Genomic DNA, 18,867 nt, shown 5'->3' with positions numbered 1-18,867 from the left:
ACGCTCAGGTCATGAGGGTGGTCCGCGACGCACTCGCCTTCGGCGGCGCGGTTCGTACCGACATCCAGTTCGTCGACGGCTTCCGGGGCACCCAGGAGATCCGGACGAACCCGCCGGCCGTGGCCTCGGTGACCTACGCACACCCCTTCCAGGTGCACTTCCCCAACGGGCGATTCTTCGCCGTCGGCACCTACAAGGGCGCGGCCGTCGCCGGCTGCTCGGCACAGATGGCGGGCAGGTGGAGCGCCTACACGGGCGGCGTGAAGGCCAACGGCGACTACTTCTGCACGACAGAGAAGGTCGATGCCTTCGGTGTCGGCGCAAAGCCCTCGCTGCGCCTGGCTCACGCGGCCTGCGGCGCTCAGGGCGGATGGGGTGCCTACCTCGACGGCGAGCGGGTCTCGTGCCGTGCCGCCTGGGCGACGACGACGGCGATCAGTGTGGGCGTGGCCCTCGAGACCGCCGCGCCCGCCGGCACGATCCCCGCGGACCGCAATATCGACGTCATCCACCGCGAGCTGGAGTTCCACTCGGCCTACCTGGACGTGTGGGCGCCCATGGCGCCGAATGCGCGGCGGGTCGATCCCAGGTACGTCGTCGAGGTGCCGGGCCCACGCCGTGTGCGCTCCTTCCTGGGCGTCCTCGACTGAGAGATGGGCGCAGAGATGCGTACTGGCCTTCCGTTGTTCTCCGCCGTCGCGGTGACGCTCGCGGTCGCCGCGTGCGGCACCGCCGACGTGGCCCAGGACGGCGCCCGGGACGGCGCCGCGGCGGACTCGCCGGGCTGTGCTCAGGAGGTGCTTCCGATCGAGCTGGATCCGGCGTTCACGCCGTACGACCGGCGGCTGACGCGGTCGCTCGCGGTCGGCGAGCCGGTGCTGCACCCGATCGATCCCGCGGACGGCAAGGCGGAGGCAGCGTGGGCGTCGATGGTGGAGGGCGACACGGTCACGCTGGTGTACGGCGGCGACCGGTCCGTGCGCGAGCCGTGGCAGGTGCTGCGCTCGGGTGGCTACCTGGTGTCTGAGTGGCCCGGTACGCCGGGCCACTCACTGGCCCGCGCGCTGGCGGACGACCAGGCGGCGGCGGGTGAGCTGCCGCAGGTCGCGCTCGTCCCCGTCGGCCAGTACGACGCCGCGGTCTCCTGGGCCGATCCGGACGCCCACGGTCAGCGCGAGCACAACGTCATCTGGACCTCTGCGGACGGGACCGACCACCGGGTCTCCGGGTTGCAGCCGCCGGAGGAGCTCGTCGCGATCGCGCGGTCCCAGGTCTGCGGCTGAGGCCGGCGCCGATCCGTGCTCACCGCCAGGCCGGGGTGACGACGTCGAGCCGGTGCCGTACGCCGGCCGCGTCCACCAGCGTGATCGTCGTGGCGTCCGGCGCCCCGGCCACGACCCGGAGCGTGCCGGCGCCGGGCAGGTCGAGCGTCGTACCGGACGTGTCGGCGGCGGAGGCCCACATCACGAGCACCCGGCCGCGGGTGGGGTCGTCGCCGGCGCGGCCGGCGTAGACCGCGACCGAGCGGTCGGCGTGCCGGCCGACCCAGCGGTTGCTGCCGAGGAAGACCATGCCCGGAGCGGGCGCCTCGGGTCGTCGAAGATCCCGACCGGCCACTGCGACGCGGGGTCGGCGTCGGCGTCGCTCGTCCGGGTGGCGTGCGCGGCCGCCTCGGCGGCCTTGTCCGACGGCGGGTCGTCGGCCCCTGTCCCCGCCCCGCCGACCGCGGCCGCACCCGCGAAGACGACACCCACGCCGACGACTCCGACCGCGACCAGCTTCGCCCACCGGGTCACCGCACACATCCTCGCCGGACCAGCATCGGTCCGAGCGGTCCGGACCGCCACGAACCCGGCCGAGCGGTGCGCAGAACGTCGATGCCGACCGACGGCCTAGTCGTCGCTCTCCTGCATCACCACGACACTCCGCCCCCCGATCACCACGGTCCCGCCGACCTCCAGCTCCGTCCCCGCCGGCAGCCCCGGATCGGTCGACAGCACGACGCCGCCCGAGCGCACCCAGTCGTTCTCGGGCAGGTGCACCTCGACGTCGTCGGCGCCGGCGTGGAACCAGATCAGGAACGAGGTGTCGAGCTGCTGCTCGCCGCGCGGGCCGGGTTCGCGGAGGGGCTTGCCGGAGACGAACATGCCGACGGTGTGGAGCGAGGCGTCCCACCAGTCGTCGTCGGTCATCTCGCGGCCGGTGGGGTGCAGCCAGGCGAGGTCCTTGGGGCCGCCGACGATGGCGGGGCGGCCCTCGAACCAGTGCCGCTGGCGCAGGGCGTGGTGCTCGCGGCGCAGCCGCAGGGCGGCGCGGGTGACGGCGTAGACGTCGAGCCAGGCGTCGTCGGCGCGCCAGTCCATCCAGGAGATCTCGTTGTCCTGGCAGTAGGCGTTGTTGTTGCCGCCCTGGGTGCGGCCGCGCTCGTCGCCGGCAGTGAGCATCGGGACGCCGTTGGACAGGCACAGCGTCGCCATCAGGTTGGCGGCCTGGCGCCGGCGCAGCGCGACGATCTCGGGATCGTCGGTCTCGCCCTCGACGCCGTGGTTCCAGGAGCGGTTGTTGTCGGTGCCGTCGCGGTTGTCCTCGCCGTTGGCCTCGTTGTGCTTCTGGTCGTACGACACCAGGTCGCGCACCGTGAAGCCGTCGTGGGCGGTGATGAAGTTGACCGAGTTGTACGCCGAGCGCCCGTCGTCCGCGTAGAGGTCGGACGAGCCGGCCAGCCGGGTCGCGACGGCGTGGGTGCCGTCGGAGTGGCCGCGCCAGAAGTCGCGGATGGTGTCGCGGTACTGGTCGTTCCACTCCACCCAGGGCGGCGGCATGTCGCCGACGAGGTAGCCGTCCATCGAGACGTCCCAGGGCTCGGCGATGAGCTTGACGTGCCGCAGCACGGGGTCCTGGCCGATGGCGATGAGCAGCTTGCAGGCCATGTCGACCGGGATCGCGTCGACGCCCGCCGTGCGGGTGAGCGCCGACATCAGGTCGAAGCGGAAGCCGTCGACGTGCATCTCGGTCACCCAGTAGCGCAGCGAGTCGAGGATCAGCCGCAGCGCGAGCGGGTCCTCGGAGTTGACGGTGTTGCCGCAGCCGGTGACGTCCCAGTAGGTGTCGTCGAAGCCCTCGGCGGTGGGCACCCGGCGGTAGAAGCCGCGGTCGTCCAGCCCCCGGAACGAGTACGTCGGCCCGTCGGGCCCCGCCTCCGCCGTGTGGTTGTAGACGACGTCGAGGATCACCTCGAGCCCGGCGGCGTGCAGCGAGCGGACCATCTCCTTGAACTCCGTGACCTGGCCGCCCCGGTCGCCCGCCGACGAGTACGACGCGTCGGGCGCGAAGTAGCTGATCGGGTTGTACCCCCAGTAGTTCACGGTCCCGCGCTCGACGAGTGCCGGCTCGGAGAAGAACTGGTGCACGGGCAGCAGCTCGACCGCGGTGACGCCAAGGTCCTGGAGGTACTCGGTGACCACCGGGTGCCCGAGCCCTGCGTAGGTGCCGCGGAGCTCCTCGGGGATGCGGTCGTGGAGCTTCGTGAACCCCTTGACGTGCAGCTCGTAGATCACCGAGTCGCGCCAGCGCCGGCGCATGGGGGAGTCGTCCCCCCAGTCGAAGGACGGGTCGACCACGACGCTGTAGGCCGCGCCCGCCGTCCCCGCCACGGCGCGGCCGTAGGGGTCGAGCAGGAGCGTCTCGGCGTCGAAGCGCAGGCCCTCGTCGGGCTCGTCGGGGCCGTCGACGCGGAAGCCGTAGCGGGTGCCGGGCGCGATGTCGGGCACGGCGCCGTGCCAGATGCCGAGGGACTGCTCGGTCAGCGGCAGCCGGCGCTCGGCCCCGCCGGGCTCGTCGTCGAGCAGGCAGAGCCACACGGCGGTCGCGTGGGGGGAGTGGACGGCGAAGTTGGTCGACTCCGGGGACCAGGTCGCCCCGAGGGGCCAGTTGCGTCCGGGCCACACGGGGGCCCGCTCGCCGAGGGAGCGCCACAGAACGGGGGACACCTGGTCCATTCTGCACAACGACCGTCTGGGTACGGCACAATGCGCTGCGGGGGCACCATTTCGTGCGTCCCCGCATGTCACGACGGCCCCGACGAGAGGGAGCAGATGACCAGCGAGTTCGTCCGCCTGGAGGTCGCCGACGGCGTCGGCACGATCCGGCTCGACCGTCCGAAGGCGATGAACGCCATCAGCATCCAGGTGCAGGACGAGCTCCGGGACGCCGCGGCCGAGGCCACCGAGCGCGCCGACGTCCGGGCGGTCGTCGTCTGGGGCGGCGAGCGGGTCTTCGCCGCCGGCAACGACGTCAAGGAGATGTCGACGATGTCCTACACGGACATGGTCGACCGGGTCGACGCTCTCCAGGGCGCGGTCAACGCCGTGGCCCGGATCCCCAAGCCCGTGGTCGCCGCCGTCAACGGCTACGCCCTCGGCGGAGGCTGCGAGCTCGCGCTGGCCGCCGACGTCCGCTTCGCGGCCGACAACGCGGTGCTCGGCCAGCCCGAGGTGCTGCTCGGCATCACCCCCGGCGCCGGCGGCACCCAGCGGCTCCCGCGCCTGATCGGCCCCAGCAAGGCCAAGGACCTCCTCTTCACCGGCCGGTTCGTCAAGGCCGACGAGGCGCTCGCCATCGGCCTGGTCGACCGCGTCGTCCCCGCCGCCGACGTGTACGCCGAGGCGCTGGCGTGGGCGGCGAAGTTCGCCACCGCCGCCCCCTACGCCCTGCGCGCGATCAAGGAGACCGTCGACCGCGGTCTCGAGGTCGACCTCGAGACCGGGCTCTCGATCGAGCGGCAGGCCTTCTCAGGCGTCTTCGCGACCGAGGACCGGACGACCGGCATGGAGTCGTTCATCGAGAACGGGCCCGGCAAGGCCATCTTCGGAGGACGGTGATCCCCATGGCGGAGAGCAAGGACGAGCGGGACGAGAAGGTGACCCGCGACGCCGGGACGCCGGGCGCGTCCGCGGCGCCGTCCCGGAGCCGGTCGCTGGCCGTGGCCCGGGTGCGCGACATCGTCGCCCGCGGCATCTGGATCGTCTGCATGGTGCTCGCGCTGGTCCTCGCCATCGCGGCGTTCACCTACGCGCTCGAGGCCAACAGCGACAACGGCCTGGTCAAGCTCGCCCGCCACCTGGCCGACGTCTTCGACCTCGGGTTCTTCGACCTCGACAACCCGGTCAAGGCGTTCGACGACGCCAACGACCCCAACGGGGCGGTCAAGACCGCGCTCTTCAACTACGGCCTCGGCGCCGTGGTCTACCTCGTCCTCGGCCGGATCCTCGAGCGGATCATCCGGCCGTGAGGCACGCCACGTCCCGAGGGACGTGGGTGTGTGAGGTAGTCCACTGAGACGCGGTTCCCGTCGTTGGTGACCGGACGGTAGCCTGCGAGACGCTGTCCTTCTCAGGACCACAGCTGTTCCCTGCCCCGGGCTACGCGGCAGGGCTCACGATGCACAGGAAGGGGCCGGTCCGGCCACAACCATGACTCTCTCCAACATTGTCGTCCTTGTGAAGTACGTCCCCGACGCGACGGCCGACCGGAAGTTCGAGGGTGACAACACCGTCGACCGCGTCGGCGTCGACGGTCTCCTCTCCGAGCTCGACGAGTACGCCGTCGAGCAGGCTCTCCAGATCAAGGAGAAGCGCGCCGACGAGGAGATCACCGTCACCGCGCTGACCGTCGGCCCGGCCGAGGCCGAGGCCGCCGTCCGCAAGGCGCTCCAGATGGGCGCCGACAAGGCGGTCCACGTGCAGGACGACGCGATCGCCGGCTCCGACGCCGTCGCGACCTCGCTGGTGCTCGCCAAGGCCATCGAGAAGATCGGCGTCCCCGAGCTCGTCGTCGGTGGCCTCGCGTCGACCGACGGCGGCCTGAGCGTCGTCCCGGCGATGCTCGCCGAGCGCCTCGGCCTGCCGCAGGTCACCCTCGCCGCCGTCGTCGAGACCCAGGGCGACCAGGTCCGCATCAAGCGCGACGGCGACACCGCGACCGAGGTCATCGGTGGCACCCTGCCGCTCGTGCTCTCGGTGACCGACCAGTCGGGCGAGGCCCGCTACCCGTCGTTCAAGGGCATCATGGCCGCGAAGAAGAAGCCGCTCGAGGCGCTGACGCTGGCCGACATCGGTGTGGACGCCTCCGAGGTCGGCCTCGACGCCGCCTGGACGCAGGTCGACACCGTGACCGCCCGCCCGCCGCGGACCGCCGGCGAGATCGTCAAGGACGAGGACGGGTCGGGCGCCACTGCGCTCGTCGAGTTCCTCGCCTCGAAGAAGTTCATCTGAGGAGCCTGATCCATGTCTGAAGTTCTCGTTCTGGTCGACCACGTCGACGGCGCGGTCCGCAAGCCCACGCTCGAGCTCCTGGCCATCGCCAAGCGCATCGGCGAGCCCTCGGCCGTCTTCATCGGCGGTGCCGACAAGGCCGACGCCGTCGCCGAGACGGTCAAGACCTACGGTGCCGAGAAGGTCTACGTCGTCGACGACGCCGAGATCAAGGGCTACCTCGTGGCCCCCAAGGCCGAGGCGCTCCAGCAGCTGGCCGAGAAGACCTCGCCCGCCGCGATCCTGATCCCGTCCTCCGCCGAGGGCAAGGAGATCGCCGGCCGCCTCGCGATCAAGCTCTCGTCGGGCCTGATCACCGACGCCGTCGACGTCCAGGTCGAGGGTGGCGAGATCGTCACCACCCAGTCCGTCTTCGCCGGCAACTTCACCGTCGCCGCCAAGGTGGTCAAGGGCACGCCGATCATCGCGGTCAAGCCCAACGCCGCCGCGCCCGAGGAGGGTGCCGGTGCCGGTGCCGTCGAGGCCTTCGCCGCGACCATCTCCGACGCCGCCAAGACCGCCCAGATCGTGGCCGCCCAGCCGCGTCAGGCGACCGGTCGTCCCGAGCTCACCGAGGCCGCCATCGTGGTCTCCGGTGGTCGTGGCACCGGCGGTGACTTCACCGCGGTCGAGGCCCTCGCCGACGCCCTCGGTGCCGCCGTCGGCGCCTCGCGTGCCGCCGTCGACTCCGGCTGGAAGCCGCACACCTTCCAGGTCGGCCAGACCGGCAAGACGGTCTCGCCGCAGCTCTACGTCGCCAACGGCATCTCCGGCGCGATCCAGCACCGCGCCGGCATGCAGACGTCGAAGACGATCGTCGCCGTCAACAAGGACGAGGAGGCGCCGATCTTCGAGCTCGTCGACTTCGGTGTCGTGGGTGACCTCCACGCCGTCCTCCCGGCCGTGACCGCGGAGATCGAGAAGCGCAAGGGCTGAGCCTCACCCGCTGAGCACGCGAACGCCGCGGCGACCACCTGGTCGCCGCGGCGTTCGTCATCTCCGGGGAGCACTCACTCCTCGTCGTAGCCGTAGCCCTCGTCGTCGATGATCCCGACCGGGAACACCGTCAGCTTGCGGTGCTTCGGCTTGCCGCTGAGCTTGATCTTGCGCAGCGCGACGTTGTTGGTCGTGTCGGACTCGACCAGGTTGCGGTTCGGGTTGCCCTCGACGGAGATGTAGTAGATGCCGTTGGGCAGGTTGTCGATCCGGAACGCCTGGCCGGCGCGGAACTGCGAGTACGTGTCACCCGAGCCCGACGCGAGCACCTCGCGCAGCGAGACCGTGCCGCGGTCGCCGCAGGCGGTGTGCAGGTCGGTGTTCTCCGGACGCCAGTCGGCGCCGGGGACGGTGTAGTCGACCGCGTCGGTGTTGGCCAGGCAGAAGGACTCCTTGCGGGAGCGGACCGCCTCGGTCTTGTCGGCGCGCAGCAGCGTGTAGCGGGCGAAGTCCTCGAAGTGCCAGTGGTTGTGGCTCTTGGCCTTGTGCCAGATCATCGTGCCGACCTTGCGGTAGCCGGTCTGGTTGCCCGCGGAGTCGATGAAGTACTGGTAGGCGTCCATCACGTCGGAGCGGCCGCGGCGGAAGCCGTCGACCACCATCGGGCCGTCGCCGGCGTTCCACACGGTGGCCGAGAACCGCAGCCGCTTGCTGTTGGGCGACAAGGTCATGCCGAAGGCCGGCAGCGAGCGCAGGTCCGGCACGGCGTCGGTGGGGGCGCCGGAGCGGGTGCCGCTCGGCGGGGTGGCCGACGGACGCGCCGTGGCGGCGTGCCCGGCTCGGTGGCCCGACTCCTCGCCGCTGTCGCCCCGCACCTTGCGGACGACGAGCCGGTAGGTGCGCGTCGCGTCGGCGGGCGCGATGCCGATCGCCCGGGTGTAGGCGGCGTTGATGTCGGCGGTGATCGTGTACTTGCCCGGCTTGAGCTTGAAGCTGGTGTTCCAGGTCTCGATGCCCGACACCCAGCCGGCCTGGATGCCCTGGACCGACCCGATGGTGAACGGGTTGGCGGGGCAGCCGTCGGGATAGGGGGAGCGCAGCGGCGCGTCCGGGTTGGTGCGCTGGGTGTTGTAGCTGTTGAGGCACGTGTCGACGTAGCGAGTACGGGCGACCGACCCGTCGGCGCGGCGGATCGTGAGCCGGACGAACCGGCTCAGGCCGTCCCACCTGGTCTGGGCCGGCAGCGCGACCGGGCCCGAGGGGGACTGCCACACGGTGCGGATCGGGCTGTTCCAGTCGGCCCGGGTGGACCGCACCTCGAAGGCTTGGTCGGTGGCGGCGGCGAGGTTGATCCCGAGGTCGCCGTAGACGCGGCCGTCCTCGCTGTAGGCGACGACCTTCGCGGGACCGCGCAGCGCGACGGGGGAGCCCGTCGGTGCGGCCTTCGCGGCGGGCTTCGCGGCGGCCGGCGGGGTGGCCGTGGCGGAGCCGGGCAGGGTGAGCCCGGCGACCGTCAGCGCCGCGACGGCGGCTCCGAGACGCAGCTTCACGTTTCCTCCTGATGAGGGTGGGGGGTGTGGGGGGAGATCCCCCTGTGTTGATCGACGCGCCGAAGGGTGATTCGGTTGCGCCGGATGTTGAGTGACTTAAGTCGATGCATATACATTGCTTCGGTGCTCGGGACCCTAGGACGCAGGCTGCTCACCGCGATCGTGGCCGGTGGCCTGCTCGTGACCTCCGGAGCGGCGCCCGCGCCCGCCCGTGACGAGGGCTCGCCGGCCGCGGCCCGGGCAGCCTGGCTGCCGGCGACCGGACCGGTCTTCAACGACCCCACCGGGCGCCCGGCGCAGCGCCGCCAGGTGGTCAAGCGGGTGCACCAGGCGATCCGGCACACCCCGGCGGGCGCGACGATCCGCGTGGCGACGTACAACGTCGACCGCACCGACACCGCCGACCTCCTGCTGCAGGCGCGGGCGCGCGGCGTCGCGGTGCAGATCGTCGTCAACGACAACCTGGTCAACCCGGTGATCAAGCGGCTGCAGCGGCGGCTGGGCCGCAACCCCGCCCGCAGCAGCTTCCTCGTGATCTGCAAGGCGGCCTGCCGCAACGGCTCGCGCACCGGCAACCTGCACATGAAGGTCTACGCCTTCAGCCAGTCCGGTGCCGCGCGCTCCGTCATGATCAACAGCTCCAGCAACCTCGGCCGCGCCGCCGCCAACGGCCAGTGGAACGACGCGATCACCGTGTACGGCGACGACGCTCTCTTCGCCTCCTGGGTCGCCGTCTTCGACCAGCTCAAGCGCGACCGGCCGGCGGCGCCGCGCTACGTCACCTACCAGTCCGACACCCTGCGGGCCGACTTCCAGCGCCCGTTCGGGACCGGCCCGCGCGGCCGGGTCGTCGTCGCCCGCTCCGGAGACCCCCAGCTGCGGCGGCTGCGCCAGGTGGGCTGTCGGCCGCCGGCCGGCTACGGCGTGGGCGGGCGGAGCGTCGTCCGGGTCAACATGTACGCCTGGTACGGCGCCCGCGGCGAGCGCCTGGCCCGCGAGCTCGCCTCGATGCGCCGCGAGGGCTGCCAGGTCTCGGTGATCGGCGCCGTGGTCAGCGCTCCGGTCGTGAGCATCCTGCGCGGGGCCGGGATCCCGGTCCGCGCCGCCGACTGGGACTGGGGCGAGAAGCCCGCGACCAGCGGCGACGAGATCGTGTTCGGCTCGCGCTGCTACTCCCACCTCAAGTACGTCACCGTCGACGGGCTGTTCCGCGGCCGCGGCACGCGGGTCGTGTGGACGGGCTCGGAGAACTGGTCCGCGCCGGGGCTGAGCAGCGACGAGGTCACCTTCGAGATCCACGACGCCGCCGCCGTCCGCGCGTACGACGCCCAGTGGTGGCGGATGTGGCGCAGCCCGCGCGCCACGCACCGCACGGGGAGCAAGCCGACGTCACGTCCCTGCGCGTAGCGCCTCTATCCTGGCCCCATGACTGCCGAGGCCGAGGTCCGTGAGGTAGCGCAGCGCGCGCGTGTCGCCAGCCGGGGGCTGGCGCTGGCCACCCGGGCCCAGAAGGACGCCACCCTCCACGCGATGGCCGACGCCCTGGTCGCGCGCGGCGACGAGATCCTGGCCGGCAACGCCGACGACGTCGCCCGCGCCGAGGCCGACGGCACGCCGGCCAACATCATCGACCGGCTGCGGCTGACCACCGAGCGGCTCGCGGCCATGGCCCAGGGGCTGCGCGACGTGGCCGGCCTGGCCGACCCGGTCGGCGAGGTGGTCCGCGGCAGCGTGCTCGCCAACGGGCTCGAGCTGCGCCAGGTCCGGGTGCCCTTCGGCGTCGTCGGCATGATCTACGAGGCCCGGCCCAATGTCACCGCCGATGCCGCCGGGATCTGCCTCAAGTCCGGCAACGCGGTGCTCCTGCGCGGCAGCTCGTCCGCGCGCTCCAGCAACGCCGCCATCGTCGCTGTCCTGCGCGACGCGGTGACCGCCTCGGGCCTCGACGCCGACGTCGTCCAGCTCGTCCCCGGCGACACCCACGACAGCGTCAAGGCGCTCATGCGCGCCCGCGGCCAGGTCGACGTCCTCATCCCGCGTGGGGGAGCGGGCCTGATCCAGTCGGTCGTCAACGAGTCGACGGTGCCCGTCATCGAGACCGGCGTCGGCAACTGCCACGTCTACGTCGACCGCGCGGCCGACCTCGACAAGGCGCTCGCCATCGTCCTCAACGCCAAGACCCACCGCACCTCGGTCTGCAACGCCGCCGAGTCCCTGCTCGTCCACGCCGACGTCGCCGACGCCTTCCTGCCGCGCGTCGTCGCGGCGCTGCAGGAGGCCGACGTCACGATCCACGGCGACGCCGCCTTCGGCGCGCTCGACGGCGTCCTGCCGGCCACCGACGACGACTGGGCCCGCGAGTACCTCTCGCTCGACATCGCCGCCCGCGTCGTCCCCGACCTCGACACGGCGCTCGACCACATCCGCACCTGGTCCAGCGGCCACTCCGACGCGATCGTGACCGACGACCAGGGTGCCGCGCGCCGGTTCGTCGCCGAGGTCGACTCGGCTGCCGTGCTGGTCAACGCCTCGACCCGGTTCACCGACGGCGGCGAGTTCGGGTTCGGCGCCGAGATCGGCATCAGCACCCAGAAGCTCCACGCGCGCGGGCCCATGGGCCTGCCCGAGATGACGTCGACCAAGTACGTCGTCATCGGCGACGGGCACGTCCGCTAACCCTCGTTCCTCTCCGTTCACCTCCCGATACCCGGATCCGCGAGGGTCCCGCGATAGGTTGCGCCCATGGCAGGCTCCCCGGACCGGATCTACGCCGATCCGACGGTCGAACGGCTCTTCACCGGAGCCACGATCATCACGTTCGTCCGTACCGTCATCACGCTCGCGATCGCTGTGTGGGCGGCGTACGACGAGAGCCTGACCTGGATCGTCATCGGCCTGGTCACCTACTGGGTCGGCGACAGCATCGACGGCGAGTGGGCGCGCTGGCGCGACTGCGAGACCCGGATGGGCGCGGTCGTCGACATGATGTGCGACCGGCTCAGCTGCGGAGCGCTCTACGTCGGCCTGATCTGGCTCCAGCCCGGCGGCTGGATCAGCGACGAGCCGATGACCTGGATCGGTATCCCGATCGCGATCTACCTCTTCGAGTTCATGGTCATCGACATGTACCTGTCGCTGGCCTTCCTCGCCTGGCCGATCCGCAGCCCCAACTACTTCCACGTGATCGACCGCCGGATCTACCTCTGGAACTGGTCGCGCATCGGCAAGGCCGCCAACTCGGGCGCCTTCGCCGTGATCCTGCTGGTCACCGGCTGGGTCTGGCTCGGCACGATCATCGCGATCGGGCTGCTGGTCCTCAAGTGCGTCTCGCTGCGCTGGCTGCTCCAGCTCGGCGTCCCGGTGCCCGAGCGCGAGGCAGCAGCGGCATGATCCTGTGGCTGACGACGTTTGCGTTCAGCATCGCGTCCGCCCTGCTCCCGTTCCTCCCGATCGAGGTCTACATCCTCGGTGCCGGTGCCGCCGAGGGCGGTACGGCGGCCGCGATCTCGCTCGGCATCGCCGCCGGCGCCGGCGCCACCGTCGGCAAGGTGATCGTCTACGAGGCCGCCCGGCGCGGCTCGGAGTCGAAGTGGGCCCAGAAGAAGCTCTCCGGGCCCAAGATCAAGGCCAGCTACGACAAGTGGATGGGCCGGATGCAGGGACGTCCCTGGTACGCCGCGGCCATCATGTTCGTCGCCGCCTCCGTCGGCATCCCCCCGCTGCTGGCGATGGCGGCCATCGGCGGCATCCTCAAGATGCCGATGTGGGCCTTCATCCCGACCGTGTTCGTGGGGCGCTCGATCAGGTTCACGCTCCTCTTCCTCGGCGTCGACTTCGCGATCCACTAGGGAGTGCACGGTCGCCGGTCCGGGTTGGATACGATGCCGCCATGCTCAGCCAGATCAACCAGGCCGCCGTCCTCGCCGTCCGCGCCGCTGAGGAGCACGGCGAGCCCGCCGTGAACCCGTGGCTCATCGGTGGCGTCGTGCTGGCGTTCCTCCTGTTCCTGCTGCTCGGACTCGTGTGGTTCGGCGGCGGCCGCGACCACAGCTGAGCCTGAGCCTCCCGTGACGGGGTCGGCCTCCGCCGAGCAGACCGCCGGCCGGCGTACCCGGATCGGGGTGATGGGCGGCACGTTCGACCCCATCCACCACGGGCACCTCGTGGCGGCGTCCGAGGTCCAGGGCTGGTTCGACCTCGACGAGGTCGTCTTCGTGCCCACCGGCCAGCCGTGGCAGAAGGCCGACCGGCAGGTCTCCCCGGCCGAGCACCGGTACCTGATGACCGTCGTCGCCACCGCGGCCAACCCGCGGTTCACGGTCAGCCGGGTCGACATCGACCGGGCAGGGCCGACCTACACCGGCGACACCCTGCGCGACCTGCGTGCCGAGCGCCCCGACGCCGACCTCTACTTCATCACCGGCGCCGACGCGCTCACCGACATCTTCAGCTGGCGCGACGCCGACGAGCTGTTCGAGCTCGCCCACTTCGTCGGCTGCACCCGGCCCGGGGCCGAGATGGACCCCGCGACGCTTGCGCGAATTCCGCACGACCGGGTGACCATGGTGGAGATCCCCGCACTGGCGATCTCGTCGACCGACTGCCGGGAGCGGCAGCGGGCGGGTCAGCCCGTCTGGTACCTCGTGCCCGACGGCGTCGTCCAGTACATCACCAAGCACGGGCTCTACCCCGCCACCCACTGACCGGAGAACAATGACCGCCACCGACCACGCCGTGACCCTCGTCCGGACGGCGGCCCTCGCCGCCGCCGACAAGCTCGCGACCGACCAGCTCGCCTTCGACGTCAGCGAGCAGCTCGCCATCACCGACGCCTTCCTGCTCGCCTCGGGCGCCAACGACCGCCAGGTCCGCGCCATCGTCGAGGAGATCGAGGACAAGCTCCGCGAGCTCGACGCCAAGCCCATCCGCCGCGAGGGCCACCGCGACGGCCGCTGGGTGCTGCTCGACTACGGCGACGTCGTCATCCACGTCCAGCACGCCGAGGAGCGCGAGTTCTACGCCCTCGAGCGGCTCTGGCGCGACTGCCCGGTCATCGAGCTGCCCGCCGAGATCCACGGGCCCACGGGCGCCGCTGCACCGGCTGCGCCTGCGTCGACCACCCCCTCCACGGAGGACTGAGCGTGCGGGTCGAGCCCGACCGCCGCCTGGTGCTGGTCCGGCACGGCCGCACCGCCTGGAACGCCGCCCTGCGCATCCAGGGCCAGACCGACGTCGAGCTCGACGAGGTCGGTCTCGAGCAGGCCCGCGCCGTCGCGCCCCTGGTCGCCGCACTGCGCCCGGCCCTGGTGTGGTCGAGCGACCTCGCGCGCGCCCGGGCCACCGCCGACGAGATCGCCAAGGAGGCCGGCCTCGTGCCGTCGTACGACGAGCGGCTGCGGGAGTTCCACCTCGGTGCCTACCAGGGCCGGACCCACGCCGAGCTCGGCGCCAGCGACGGCCCCGCCCTCACCCGCTTCCGCCTCGGCGAGTGGGACGACATCCCCGGCGCCGAGACCGCCGACCAGGTCGCCACCCGCTACGCCGCCGCCCTCACCGACCTCGCCGCCGCCCTCGCCCCCGGCGAGACCGGCGTCGCCGTCTCGCACGGCGCCGCCACCCGGGTCGGCCTGGTCCGCTTCCTCGGCTGGCCCCCGGTCGTCGCCCAGGACCTGCGCGGCCTCGGCAACTGCGGTCGCGTCGTCCTCGAGCAGCGGCCCTCGGGGGAGTGGGCGCTCGCGTCGTACAACCTGTGAGGCACCCCGATTTCACCTCGCGAGGATCCTTTGGCTAGTATTCCGGTCGTTGCTTCGCCCTCGGGCGGGGCGATGACCCCGGGGGTGTGGCGCAGCTGGTAGCGCACCTGCATGGCATGCAGGGGGTCAGGGGTTCGAGTCCCCTCACCTCCACCGGAGAGAGTCGGCGGTCCACCTGCGGAGACGCAGGGGGCCGCCGATTGTCATTTCGGCCTGGTGACACCGCGGGCCGTGGCGTCGAGCACGGACGCCTTCCGGACCCGGGCCGGCGACCTGCGGATTCTGCATTCGCGCCCCAACAGGCGGGACCGGCGGCAAGATGCGCGGTACGTTGCGCGGTGCCGCTCCGGCCCCATGCCCTGACAGGAGACCCCATGTCCCACGACCCGAGCCCGTCGCGTCCCGCCCGGCCCTTCACTCGCCAGTCCACCGTGCTCGAGCTGTCCTCGACGCTGCCCGGACGCGCGTTCAAGGCGCTGATCGTGCGTCAGCTCCCGCCGGTGGCCACCGAGAAGGAGCGCCAGGAGCTCGAGGACATGACCGTCGGTCTTCCGCTGGAGACCCTCGTCGAGCTCTCCGAGGGCAAGCTGACCTGGGGGATCGCCGACTCCGTCCTCGACCTGGCGAACGGCAAGCCGCACCGGCTGATCCCGCGGGGTGTCGGGGCCGGTGCGGGCGCGCTGAAGAAGGTCGCGAGCGCGGTCCGTCGCTGAGGGCGGGGGATCGCCTTGGCGGCCTAGTAAGGTCCGGCAGCATGCGGATCGTCGGCTTCATCCTCGCGCTCGCCCTGGTGGCGGGCGGCGCCTTCATCGCGCTGGCCGGGATGGGCTACATCGGCTCCGGCTCGGACACCAGCCAGTCCTGGGCGATGCTCGGCTCGCTGATCGCCGGTCTCGGCGTCGCGCTGGGCATCTCGGTGGCGCGGCCGCCCCACCGCTGAGGGACGACCGCGCCCGGGCGCGGCTGCTGCCGGGGGTGCTCAGCGGAGCACCGGGAGCCGGCGGACGAGCGCCGTCCGGGACCACGCGCGGCCCAGGCCCCAGGTGGCGCCGGCGCCGGTGAGGCCGAGGACCGCCATGCTGAGCGCGCCCAGGACGTGCTCGTCGAGGACGGGGTTGTTGGCCGGCGGCAGCACGACCGACCACATCAGCACGTACATCACGAACCCGGCCAGGGTGCCGAGCCGCATGCCGATGCCGAACGTCAGCGTGATGCCGACGCCGAGCAGGCCGAGCATGAACGCCCAGTCCGCGAAGGCGGTGCCGGCCAGGCTGTTCCAGAAGCCCTTGAAGGGACCGTCCGCGCCGAAGGCGAGGAAGCCCTCGGTGGGGCTGCCGCCGTGGATCCAGGCGGCCGGACCGAAGCGGTCGAGGACGCCGGACTGGTTGTAGCCGGTGTGGTAGCCGAGCGCGAGCAGCTTGTCGAAGAAGGCCCACAGGAACGTGAGGCCGAAGGCGATGCGGAGCGCCGCGAGGGCGCGGCGCGCGGCCGGGCCGGCGCCGGCTCCGGCTCCGGCTGTCTCGTCGTGGTGGTCGGCGGTGCTGGGGAGAGGGGTGGCGATGGTGGCCATGGTCGGGCTCCTCCGGTTGGTGGGTGCTTCGAGTGCACCACCGGGGCCGGGGACGACGGCAGGGCCGCAGGTCGCCGTCCGGCGGGCCGAAGGTCCCGCGGCGCTACGCTCCCGGCGTGGGCATGCAAGCGGTGTACGTGCAGGTGGACGAGGAGACCCTCGACCGGCTCGTCGAGCTCGACCCGGACGACCTCCCGGACGCGCTCGACGAGCTGGAGGAACGCGGGGAGCCGACCTATCTCGACAAGGCCTGGGACGGGCTGCACTTCCTGCTCACCGGCGTCAGCGCGTCCTCGCCCCGCGAGGGCGATCCGCTGAGCGAGGCGGTGGTGGGGGTGCACGTCCTCGACGCCGACACGTACGCCGGCTGCACCGAGGCCGACGAGCTCCCCGCCGTCGTCGCGGCGCTCGAGGCGGTCGACGTGGCGGCGCTGCTCGCGGCGGCCGACTTCACGGCGTACGACGCCGCCGGGATCTACCCCCGCACCTGGACGGCGGACGCCGACGGGCTGCGCGCCGAGCTGGCCGAGGCGTTCGCGCTGCTCCACGCGGCGCACCGCGCGGCCCTGGCCGCCGGACGGCACCTCGTGGTCAGCATCCTGTGACCTATCTCGCTTCCCCTGGACCTCAAGTCGAGTTGAGGTTCTAGCCTTCGTTCCGAGCGAAGGGAGACCTCATGACCTACGTCGTCTCGCAGCCCTGCGTGGACCTCAAGGACCGCGCCTGTGTCGACGAGTGCCCCGTGGACTGCATCTACGAGGGGGAGCGGATGCTCTACGTCCACCCCGACGAGTGCGTCGACTGCGGAGCCTGCGAGCCGGTGTGCCCGGTCGAGGCCATCTACTACGAGGACGACCTGCCCGGCGACCAGAAGGTCTACCTGGAGGTCAACACGACCTTCTTCGACACCATCGGCTCCCCAGGCGGCGCCGCCCGCTTCGGGACGGCGCCCGACCACCCGCTCGTCGCCGCGCTGCCGCCCCAGGAGGCGGCGTCGTGACCGCCGGGGGATCGCTGGACGACCGCTTCAAGGCAGGCTTCCGGCGTCACGCCGCCGGTGTGACGATCGTGGTGGGGGAGACCCCGGACGGTCCCGTCGGCGCGACCGTGTCGAGCGTCGCGTCGGTCAGCGCCGACCCGCCGCTGCTGTCGTTCTCACTCGCCCGCACCGGCACGGCAGGCGCCCGGCTCGTCGGCAGCACGGACCTGTCGGTGTTCGTGCTCGGCGCCGGACAGGCCGACCTCGCCACGGCGTACGCGGACCGGCGGGCCGAGCGGTTCACGGCCGAGCAGGGCTGGCGGCGCGGCGCGAACGGGCTGGTGCTGCCCGGCGCCGTCGCGACCTTCCGCGGCCGGCCGGCTCACGTGATCCCCGCGGGCTCGTCATGGCTCGTGCTGCTCGTCGTCGAGGACGTCGAGCTCGGCGCCTCCGCGCCGCCGCTGGTCCACCACGACCGTGCCTACTGGACGCCGGCCCCCGTGCCGGAGACCCGCGCCCAGCGCCCGCTGCGCGTGGTCGAGGGCTGATCCCCGCCCGTCGTACCCACCACCCGAGAGGAACACCCATGCGCTTCTTCGCGCCCACCGTCGAGGTCTCCGCCCACTGCGACCTGCCCTGCGGCGTCTACGACCCCGCCCAGGCCCGCATCGAGGCCGAGTCGGTCAAGGCCGTCATCGCCAAGGCCCTCGACAGCGACGACCCCGACTTCCGCACCCGCGCGATCCTCATCAAGGAGCAGCGCTCCGAGCTGGTCAAGCACCACCTCTGGGTGCTGTGGACCGACTACTTCAAGCCCCCGCACTTCGAGAAGTACCCCCAGCTCCACACGCTGGTCAACGAGGCCACCAAGCTCGCCGGCGCCACCGGCACCAAGGGCACCCTCGACGCGGCCAAGGCCGACGAGCTCCTCGCCAAGATCGACGAGATCGCCGAGATCTTCTGGGCTACCAAGCAGGCCTGAACCCCCCTAGTCAGGCCGGGAACGGCCGGTCCGCGAGCCCCCGACGGCGCGCGGGCCGGCCGTTCGGCGCATCAGGGGAGCTGGTGCGGGTCCGACCTCGGCTGGGCGCCGGGCTCGGTGTCGAGGCGCTCGGGGTCGTGCGCGACCTCCTCGTTGCGCCGGCGGTCGGCCGTGAACGCCCACACCAGGCCCAGGGCGATGAAGGCGACGACGACCACTCCGGCGATGATGGCGAGTGTCTGGCTCATGGAGGCGCAGTACCCGGCGCCGTCGTACCCAGTCGGCCGGTCGCGGCGACACGCCCCCCAAGTCTTGACTCGTTCAAGAAAAGTGGCATGCTGGGGGACATGACCGCGCCCGACTTCCAGCAGCAGCTGCGGGACGTCGCGCTCCGGGTCACCCGGCCGCGGCTTGCCGTCCTCGAGGCGGTGCACGCGTCCCCGCACGCCGACACCGAGAGCCTCATCGCGGCGGCGCGCGCGCTGCTGCCCGACGTCTCCCACCAGGCGGTCTACGACTCGCTCCACACCCTGACCCAGGCCGGCCTGGTGCGCAGCATCAAGCCGGCGGGCTCGGTGGCGCGCTACGAGACCCGGACCGGCGACAACCACCACCACGTGGTCTGCCGGTCGTGCGGCGACATCGCCGACGTCGACTGCGCCGTGGGCCACGTGCCGTGCCTGACCGCCTCCGACTCCCACGGGTTCGTCATCGACGAAGCCGAGGTCATCTACTGGGGCCTCTGCCCCGACTGCTCATCCCGTCCCCTGTAGTTCCCGAAAGGAA

Annotated in this window: 26 protein-coding genes and 1 tRNA gene; 22 read left to right on the top strand and 5 right to left on the bottom strand. The window is 72.0% G+C overall.

Features of this window, described 5'->3' with window-relative positions:
• Nucleotides 1-11: 11 nt before the first annotated feature.
• Together BM223_RS25245 and BM223_RS25240 are read left to right on the top strand one after the other, a co-directional pair.
• A complete protein-coding gene (locus tag BM223_RS25245; RefSeq protein WP_141267490.1) occupies nucleotides 12-650 on the top strand; it encodes a hypothetical protein in 639 nt (212 codons plus the stop codon).
• A 15-nt stretch (nucleotides 651-665) separates the two neighbouring features.
• Entirely contained in the window at nucleotides 666-1,283 is a 618-nt protein-coding gene (locus BM223_RS25240; protein WP_141267488.1) for a hypothetical protein, read from the top strand.
• 19 nt (nucleotides 1,284-1,302) lie between these two features.
• Here the strand turns inward: BM223_RS25240 and BM223_RS25235 are convergent, their stop codons facing one another.
• Both BM223_RS25235 and glgX read right to left on the bottom strand, forming a co-directional pair.
• Nucleotides 1,303-1,572, bottom strand: coding sequence for a hypothetical protein (locus tag BM223_RS25235; RefSeq protein ID WP_038680157.1), 270 nt, complete (start codon nucleotides 1,570-1,572; stop codon nucleotides 1,303-1,305).
• Nucleotides 1,573-1,892: 320 nt separating this feature from the next.
• Nucleotides 1,893-3,989, bottom strand: coding sequence for a glycogen debranching protein GlgX (gene glgX, locus BM223_RS25230; RefSeq protein ID WP_038684804.1), 2,097 nt, complete (start codon nucleotides 3,987-3,989; stop codon nucleotides 1,893-1,895).
• A gap of 105 nt (nucleotides 3,990-4,094) precedes the next feature.
• Between glgX and BM223_RS25225 the strand changes: the two genes are divergently transcribed.
• The 4 genes from BM223_RS25225 to BM223_RS25210 all read left to right on the top strand — a co-directional run bounded on the left by BM223_RS25225 (nucleotide 4,095) and on the right by BM223_RS25210 (nucleotide 7,247).
• On the top strand, nucleotides 4,095-4,880 hold the full coding sequence (locus BM223_RS25225) for an enoyl-CoA hydratase/isomerase family protein (protein WP_038680156.1): 786 nt from the start codon (nucleotides 4,095-4,097) through the stop codon (nucleotides 4,878-4,880).
• Nucleotides 4,881-4,885: 5 nt separating this feature from the next.
• The gene (locus BM223_RS25220; protein WP_052138824.1) at nucleotides 4,886-5,290 is read left to right on the top strand and encodes a hypothetical protein; all 405 of its coding nucleotides are present in this window, start codon (nucleotides 4,886-4,888) and stop codon (nucleotides 5,288-5,290) included.
• A gap of 208 nt (nucleotides 5,291-5,498) precedes the next feature.
• Nucleotides 5,499-6,272, top strand: coding sequence for an electron transfer flavoprotein subunit beta/FixA family protein (locus BM223_RS25215; protein WP_425319925.1), 774 nt, complete (start codon nucleotides 5,499-5,501; stop codon nucleotides 6,270-6,272).
• A gap of 12 nt (nucleotides 6,273-6,284) precedes the next feature.
• On the top strand, nucleotides 6,285-7,247 hold the full coding sequence (locus BM223_RS25210; RefSeq protein ID WP_038680151.1) for an electron transfer flavoprotein subunit alpha/FixB family protein: 963 nt from the start codon (nucleotides 6,285-6,287) through the stop codon (nucleotides 7,245-7,247).
• A 74-nt stretch (nucleotides 7,248-7,321) separates the two neighbouring features.
• Here the strand turns inward: BM223_RS25210 and BM223_RS25205 are convergent, their stop codons facing one another.
• Entirely contained in the window at nucleotides 7,322-8,797 is a 1,476-nt protein-coding gene (locus tag BM223_RS25205; RefSeq protein ID WP_038680150.1) for a lysyl oxidase family protein, read from the bottom strand.
• 123 nt (nucleotides 8,798-8,920) lie between these two features.
• Here BM223_RS25205 and BM223_RS25200 point away from each other — a divergent pair, with 123 nt between their 5' ends.
• From BM223_RS25200 to BM223_RS25155, 11 genes are all read left to right on the top strand, one after another.
• Nucleotides 8,921-10,204, top strand: coding sequence for a phospholipase D-like domain-containing protein (locus tag BM223_RS25200; protein WP_158510213.1), 1,284 nt, complete (start codon nucleotides 8,921-8,923; stop codon nucleotides 10,202-10,204).
• A gap of 18 nt (nucleotides 10,205-10,222) precedes the next feature.
• Nucleotides 10,223-11,473, top strand: a complete 1,251-nt coding sequence (locus BM223_RS25195) for a glutamate-5-semialdehyde dehydrogenase (RefSeq protein WP_038680146.1) — start codon at nucleotides 10,223-10,225, stop codon at nucleotides 11,471-11,473.
• A gap of 66 nt (nucleotides 11,474-11,539) precedes the next feature.
• The gene (locus tag BM223_RS25190; protein WP_052138823.1) at nucleotides 11,540-12,187 is read left to right on the top strand and encodes a CDP-alcohol phosphatidyltransferase family protein; all 648 of its coding nucleotides are present in this window, start codon (nucleotides 11,540-11,542) and stop codon (nucleotides 12,185-12,187) included.
• Nucleotides 12,184-12,645, top strand: a complete 462-nt coding sequence (locus BM223_RS25185) for a VTT domain-containing protein (RefSeq protein ID WP_038680144.1) — start codon at nucleotides 12,184-12,186, stop codon at nucleotides 12,643-12,645. Before BM223_RS25190 ends, BM223_RS25185 begins: the two co-directional genes overlap by 4 nt.
• 41 nt (nucleotides 12,646-12,686) lie before the next feature.
• On the top strand, nucleotides 12,687-12,851 hold the full coding sequence (locus BM223_RS29375) for a hypothetical protein (RefSeq protein WP_170222553.1): 165 nt from the start codon (nucleotides 12,687-12,689) through the stop codon (nucleotides 12,849-12,851).
• Nucleotides 12,852-12,864: 13 nt separating this feature from the next.
• Entirely contained in the window at nucleotides 12,865-13,500 is a 636-nt protein-coding gene (nadD, locus tag BM223_RS25180) for a nicotinate-nucleotide adenylyltransferase (protein WP_075018758.1), read from the top strand.
• A gap of 10 nt (nucleotides 13,501-13,510) precedes the next feature.
• Nucleotides 13,511-13,936, top strand: coding sequence for a ribosome silencing factor (gene rsfS / locus BM223_RS25175; protein ID WP_038680141.1), 426 nt, complete (start codon nucleotides 13,511-13,513; stop codon nucleotides 13,934-13,936).
• A gap of 2 nt (nucleotides 13,937-13,938) precedes the next feature.
• Nucleotides 13,939-14,550, top strand: coding sequence for a histidine phosphatase family protein (locus BM223_RS25170; protein WP_052138822.1), 612 nt, complete (start codon nucleotides 13,939-13,941; stop codon nucleotides 14,548-14,550).
• 80 nt (nucleotides 14,551-14,630) lie between these two features.
• Nucleotides 14,631-14,703: transfer RNA gene (locus BM223_RS25165), tRNA-Ala, on the top strand.
• A 221-nt stretch (nucleotides 14,704-14,924) separates the two neighbouring features.
• Nucleotides 14,925-15,263 (top strand): hypothetical protein, encoded by a 339-nt coding sequence (locus BM223_RS25160; protein ID WP_038680139.1) that lies wholly within the window; start codon nucleotides 14,925-14,927, stop codon nucleotides 15,261-15,263.
• A gap of 41 nt (nucleotides 15,264-15,304) precedes the next feature.
• Nucleotides 15,305-15,490, top strand: coding sequence for a hypothetical protein (locus BM223_RS25155; RefSeq protein WP_038680137.1), 186 nt, complete (start codon nucleotides 15,305-15,307; stop codon nucleotides 15,488-15,490).
• A 39-nt stretch (nucleotides 15,491-15,529) separates the two neighbouring features.
• On the opposite strand, the gene BM223_RS25150 is transcribed toward BM223_RS25155, so the two are convergent.
• Nucleotides 15,530-16,120 (bottom strand): hypothetical protein, encoded by a 591-nt coding sequence (locus tag BM223_RS25150; RefSeq protein ID WP_038680134.1) that lies wholly within the window; start codon nucleotides 16,118-16,120, stop codon nucleotides 15,530-15,532.
• A 122-nt stretch (nucleotides 16,121-16,242) separates the two neighbouring features.
• On the opposite strand from BM223_RS25150, the gene BM223_RS25145 reads away from it, so the two are divergent.
• The 4 genes from BM223_RS25145 to sodN all read left to right on the top strand — a co-directional run bounded on the left by BM223_RS25145 (nucleotide 16,243) and on the right by sodN (nucleotide 18,081).
• Nucleotides 16,243-16,725 (top strand): DUF1877 family protein, encoded by a 483-nt coding sequence (locus tag BM223_RS25145; RefSeq protein WP_052138821.1) that lies wholly within the window; start codon nucleotides 16,243-16,245, stop codon nucleotides 16,723-16,725.
• A 71-nt stretch (nucleotides 16,726-16,796) separates the two neighbouring features.
• On the top strand, nucleotides 16,797-17,120 hold the full coding sequence (gene fdxA / locus BM223_RS25140; RefSeq protein WP_038680132.1) for a ferredoxin: 324 nt from the start codon (nucleotides 16,797-16,799) through the stop codon (nucleotides 17,118-17,120).
• Nucleotides 17,117-17,647 carry a flavin reductase family protein gene (locus BM223_RS25135; RefSeq protein WP_038680130.1) on the top strand — a complete coding sequence of 177 codons (531 nt, stop codon included), beginning with the start codon at nucleotides 17,117-17,119 and terminating at the stop codon, nucleotides 17,645-17,647. The genes fdxA and BM223_RS25135 overlap by 4 nt, the downstream gene beginning before the upstream one ends.
• A gap of 38 nt (nucleotides 17,648-17,685) precedes the next feature.
• Complete coding sequence (sodN, locus tag BM223_RS25130) at nucleotides 17,686-18,081, top strand: superoxide dismutase, Ni (protein ID WP_038680128.1); 396 nt, start codon at nucleotides 17,686-17,688, stop codon at nucleotides 18,079-18,081.
• A 71-nt stretch (nucleotides 18,082-18,152) separates the two neighbouring features.
• Here the strand turns inward: sodN and BM223_RS29370 are convergent, their stop codons facing one another.
• Nucleotides 18,153-18,329, bottom strand: coding sequence for a hypothetical protein (locus BM223_RS29370; RefSeq protein WP_158510212.1), 177 nt, complete (start codon nucleotides 18,327-18,329; stop codon nucleotides 18,153-18,155).
• Nucleotides 18,330-18,428: 99 nt separating this feature from the next.
• Between BM223_RS29370 and BM223_RS25125 the strand changes: the two genes are divergently transcribed.
• Nucleotides 18,429-18,854, top strand: a complete 426-nt coding sequence (locus BM223_RS25125; RefSeq protein ID WP_141267484.1) for a Fur family transcriptional regulator — start codon at nucleotides 18,429-18,431, stop codon at nucleotides 18,852-18,854.
• Nucleotides 18,855-18,867: the final 13 nt, after the last annotated feature.

The sequence above is a fragment of the Pimelobacter simplex genome, assembly GCF_900114845.1.
Classification (GTDB): domain Bacteria; phylum Actinomycetota; class Actinomycetes; order Propionibacteriales; family Nocardioidaceae; genus Nocardioides; species Nocardioides simplex.
This window is presented reverse-complemented; position numbering and strand designations above follow the sequence as displayed.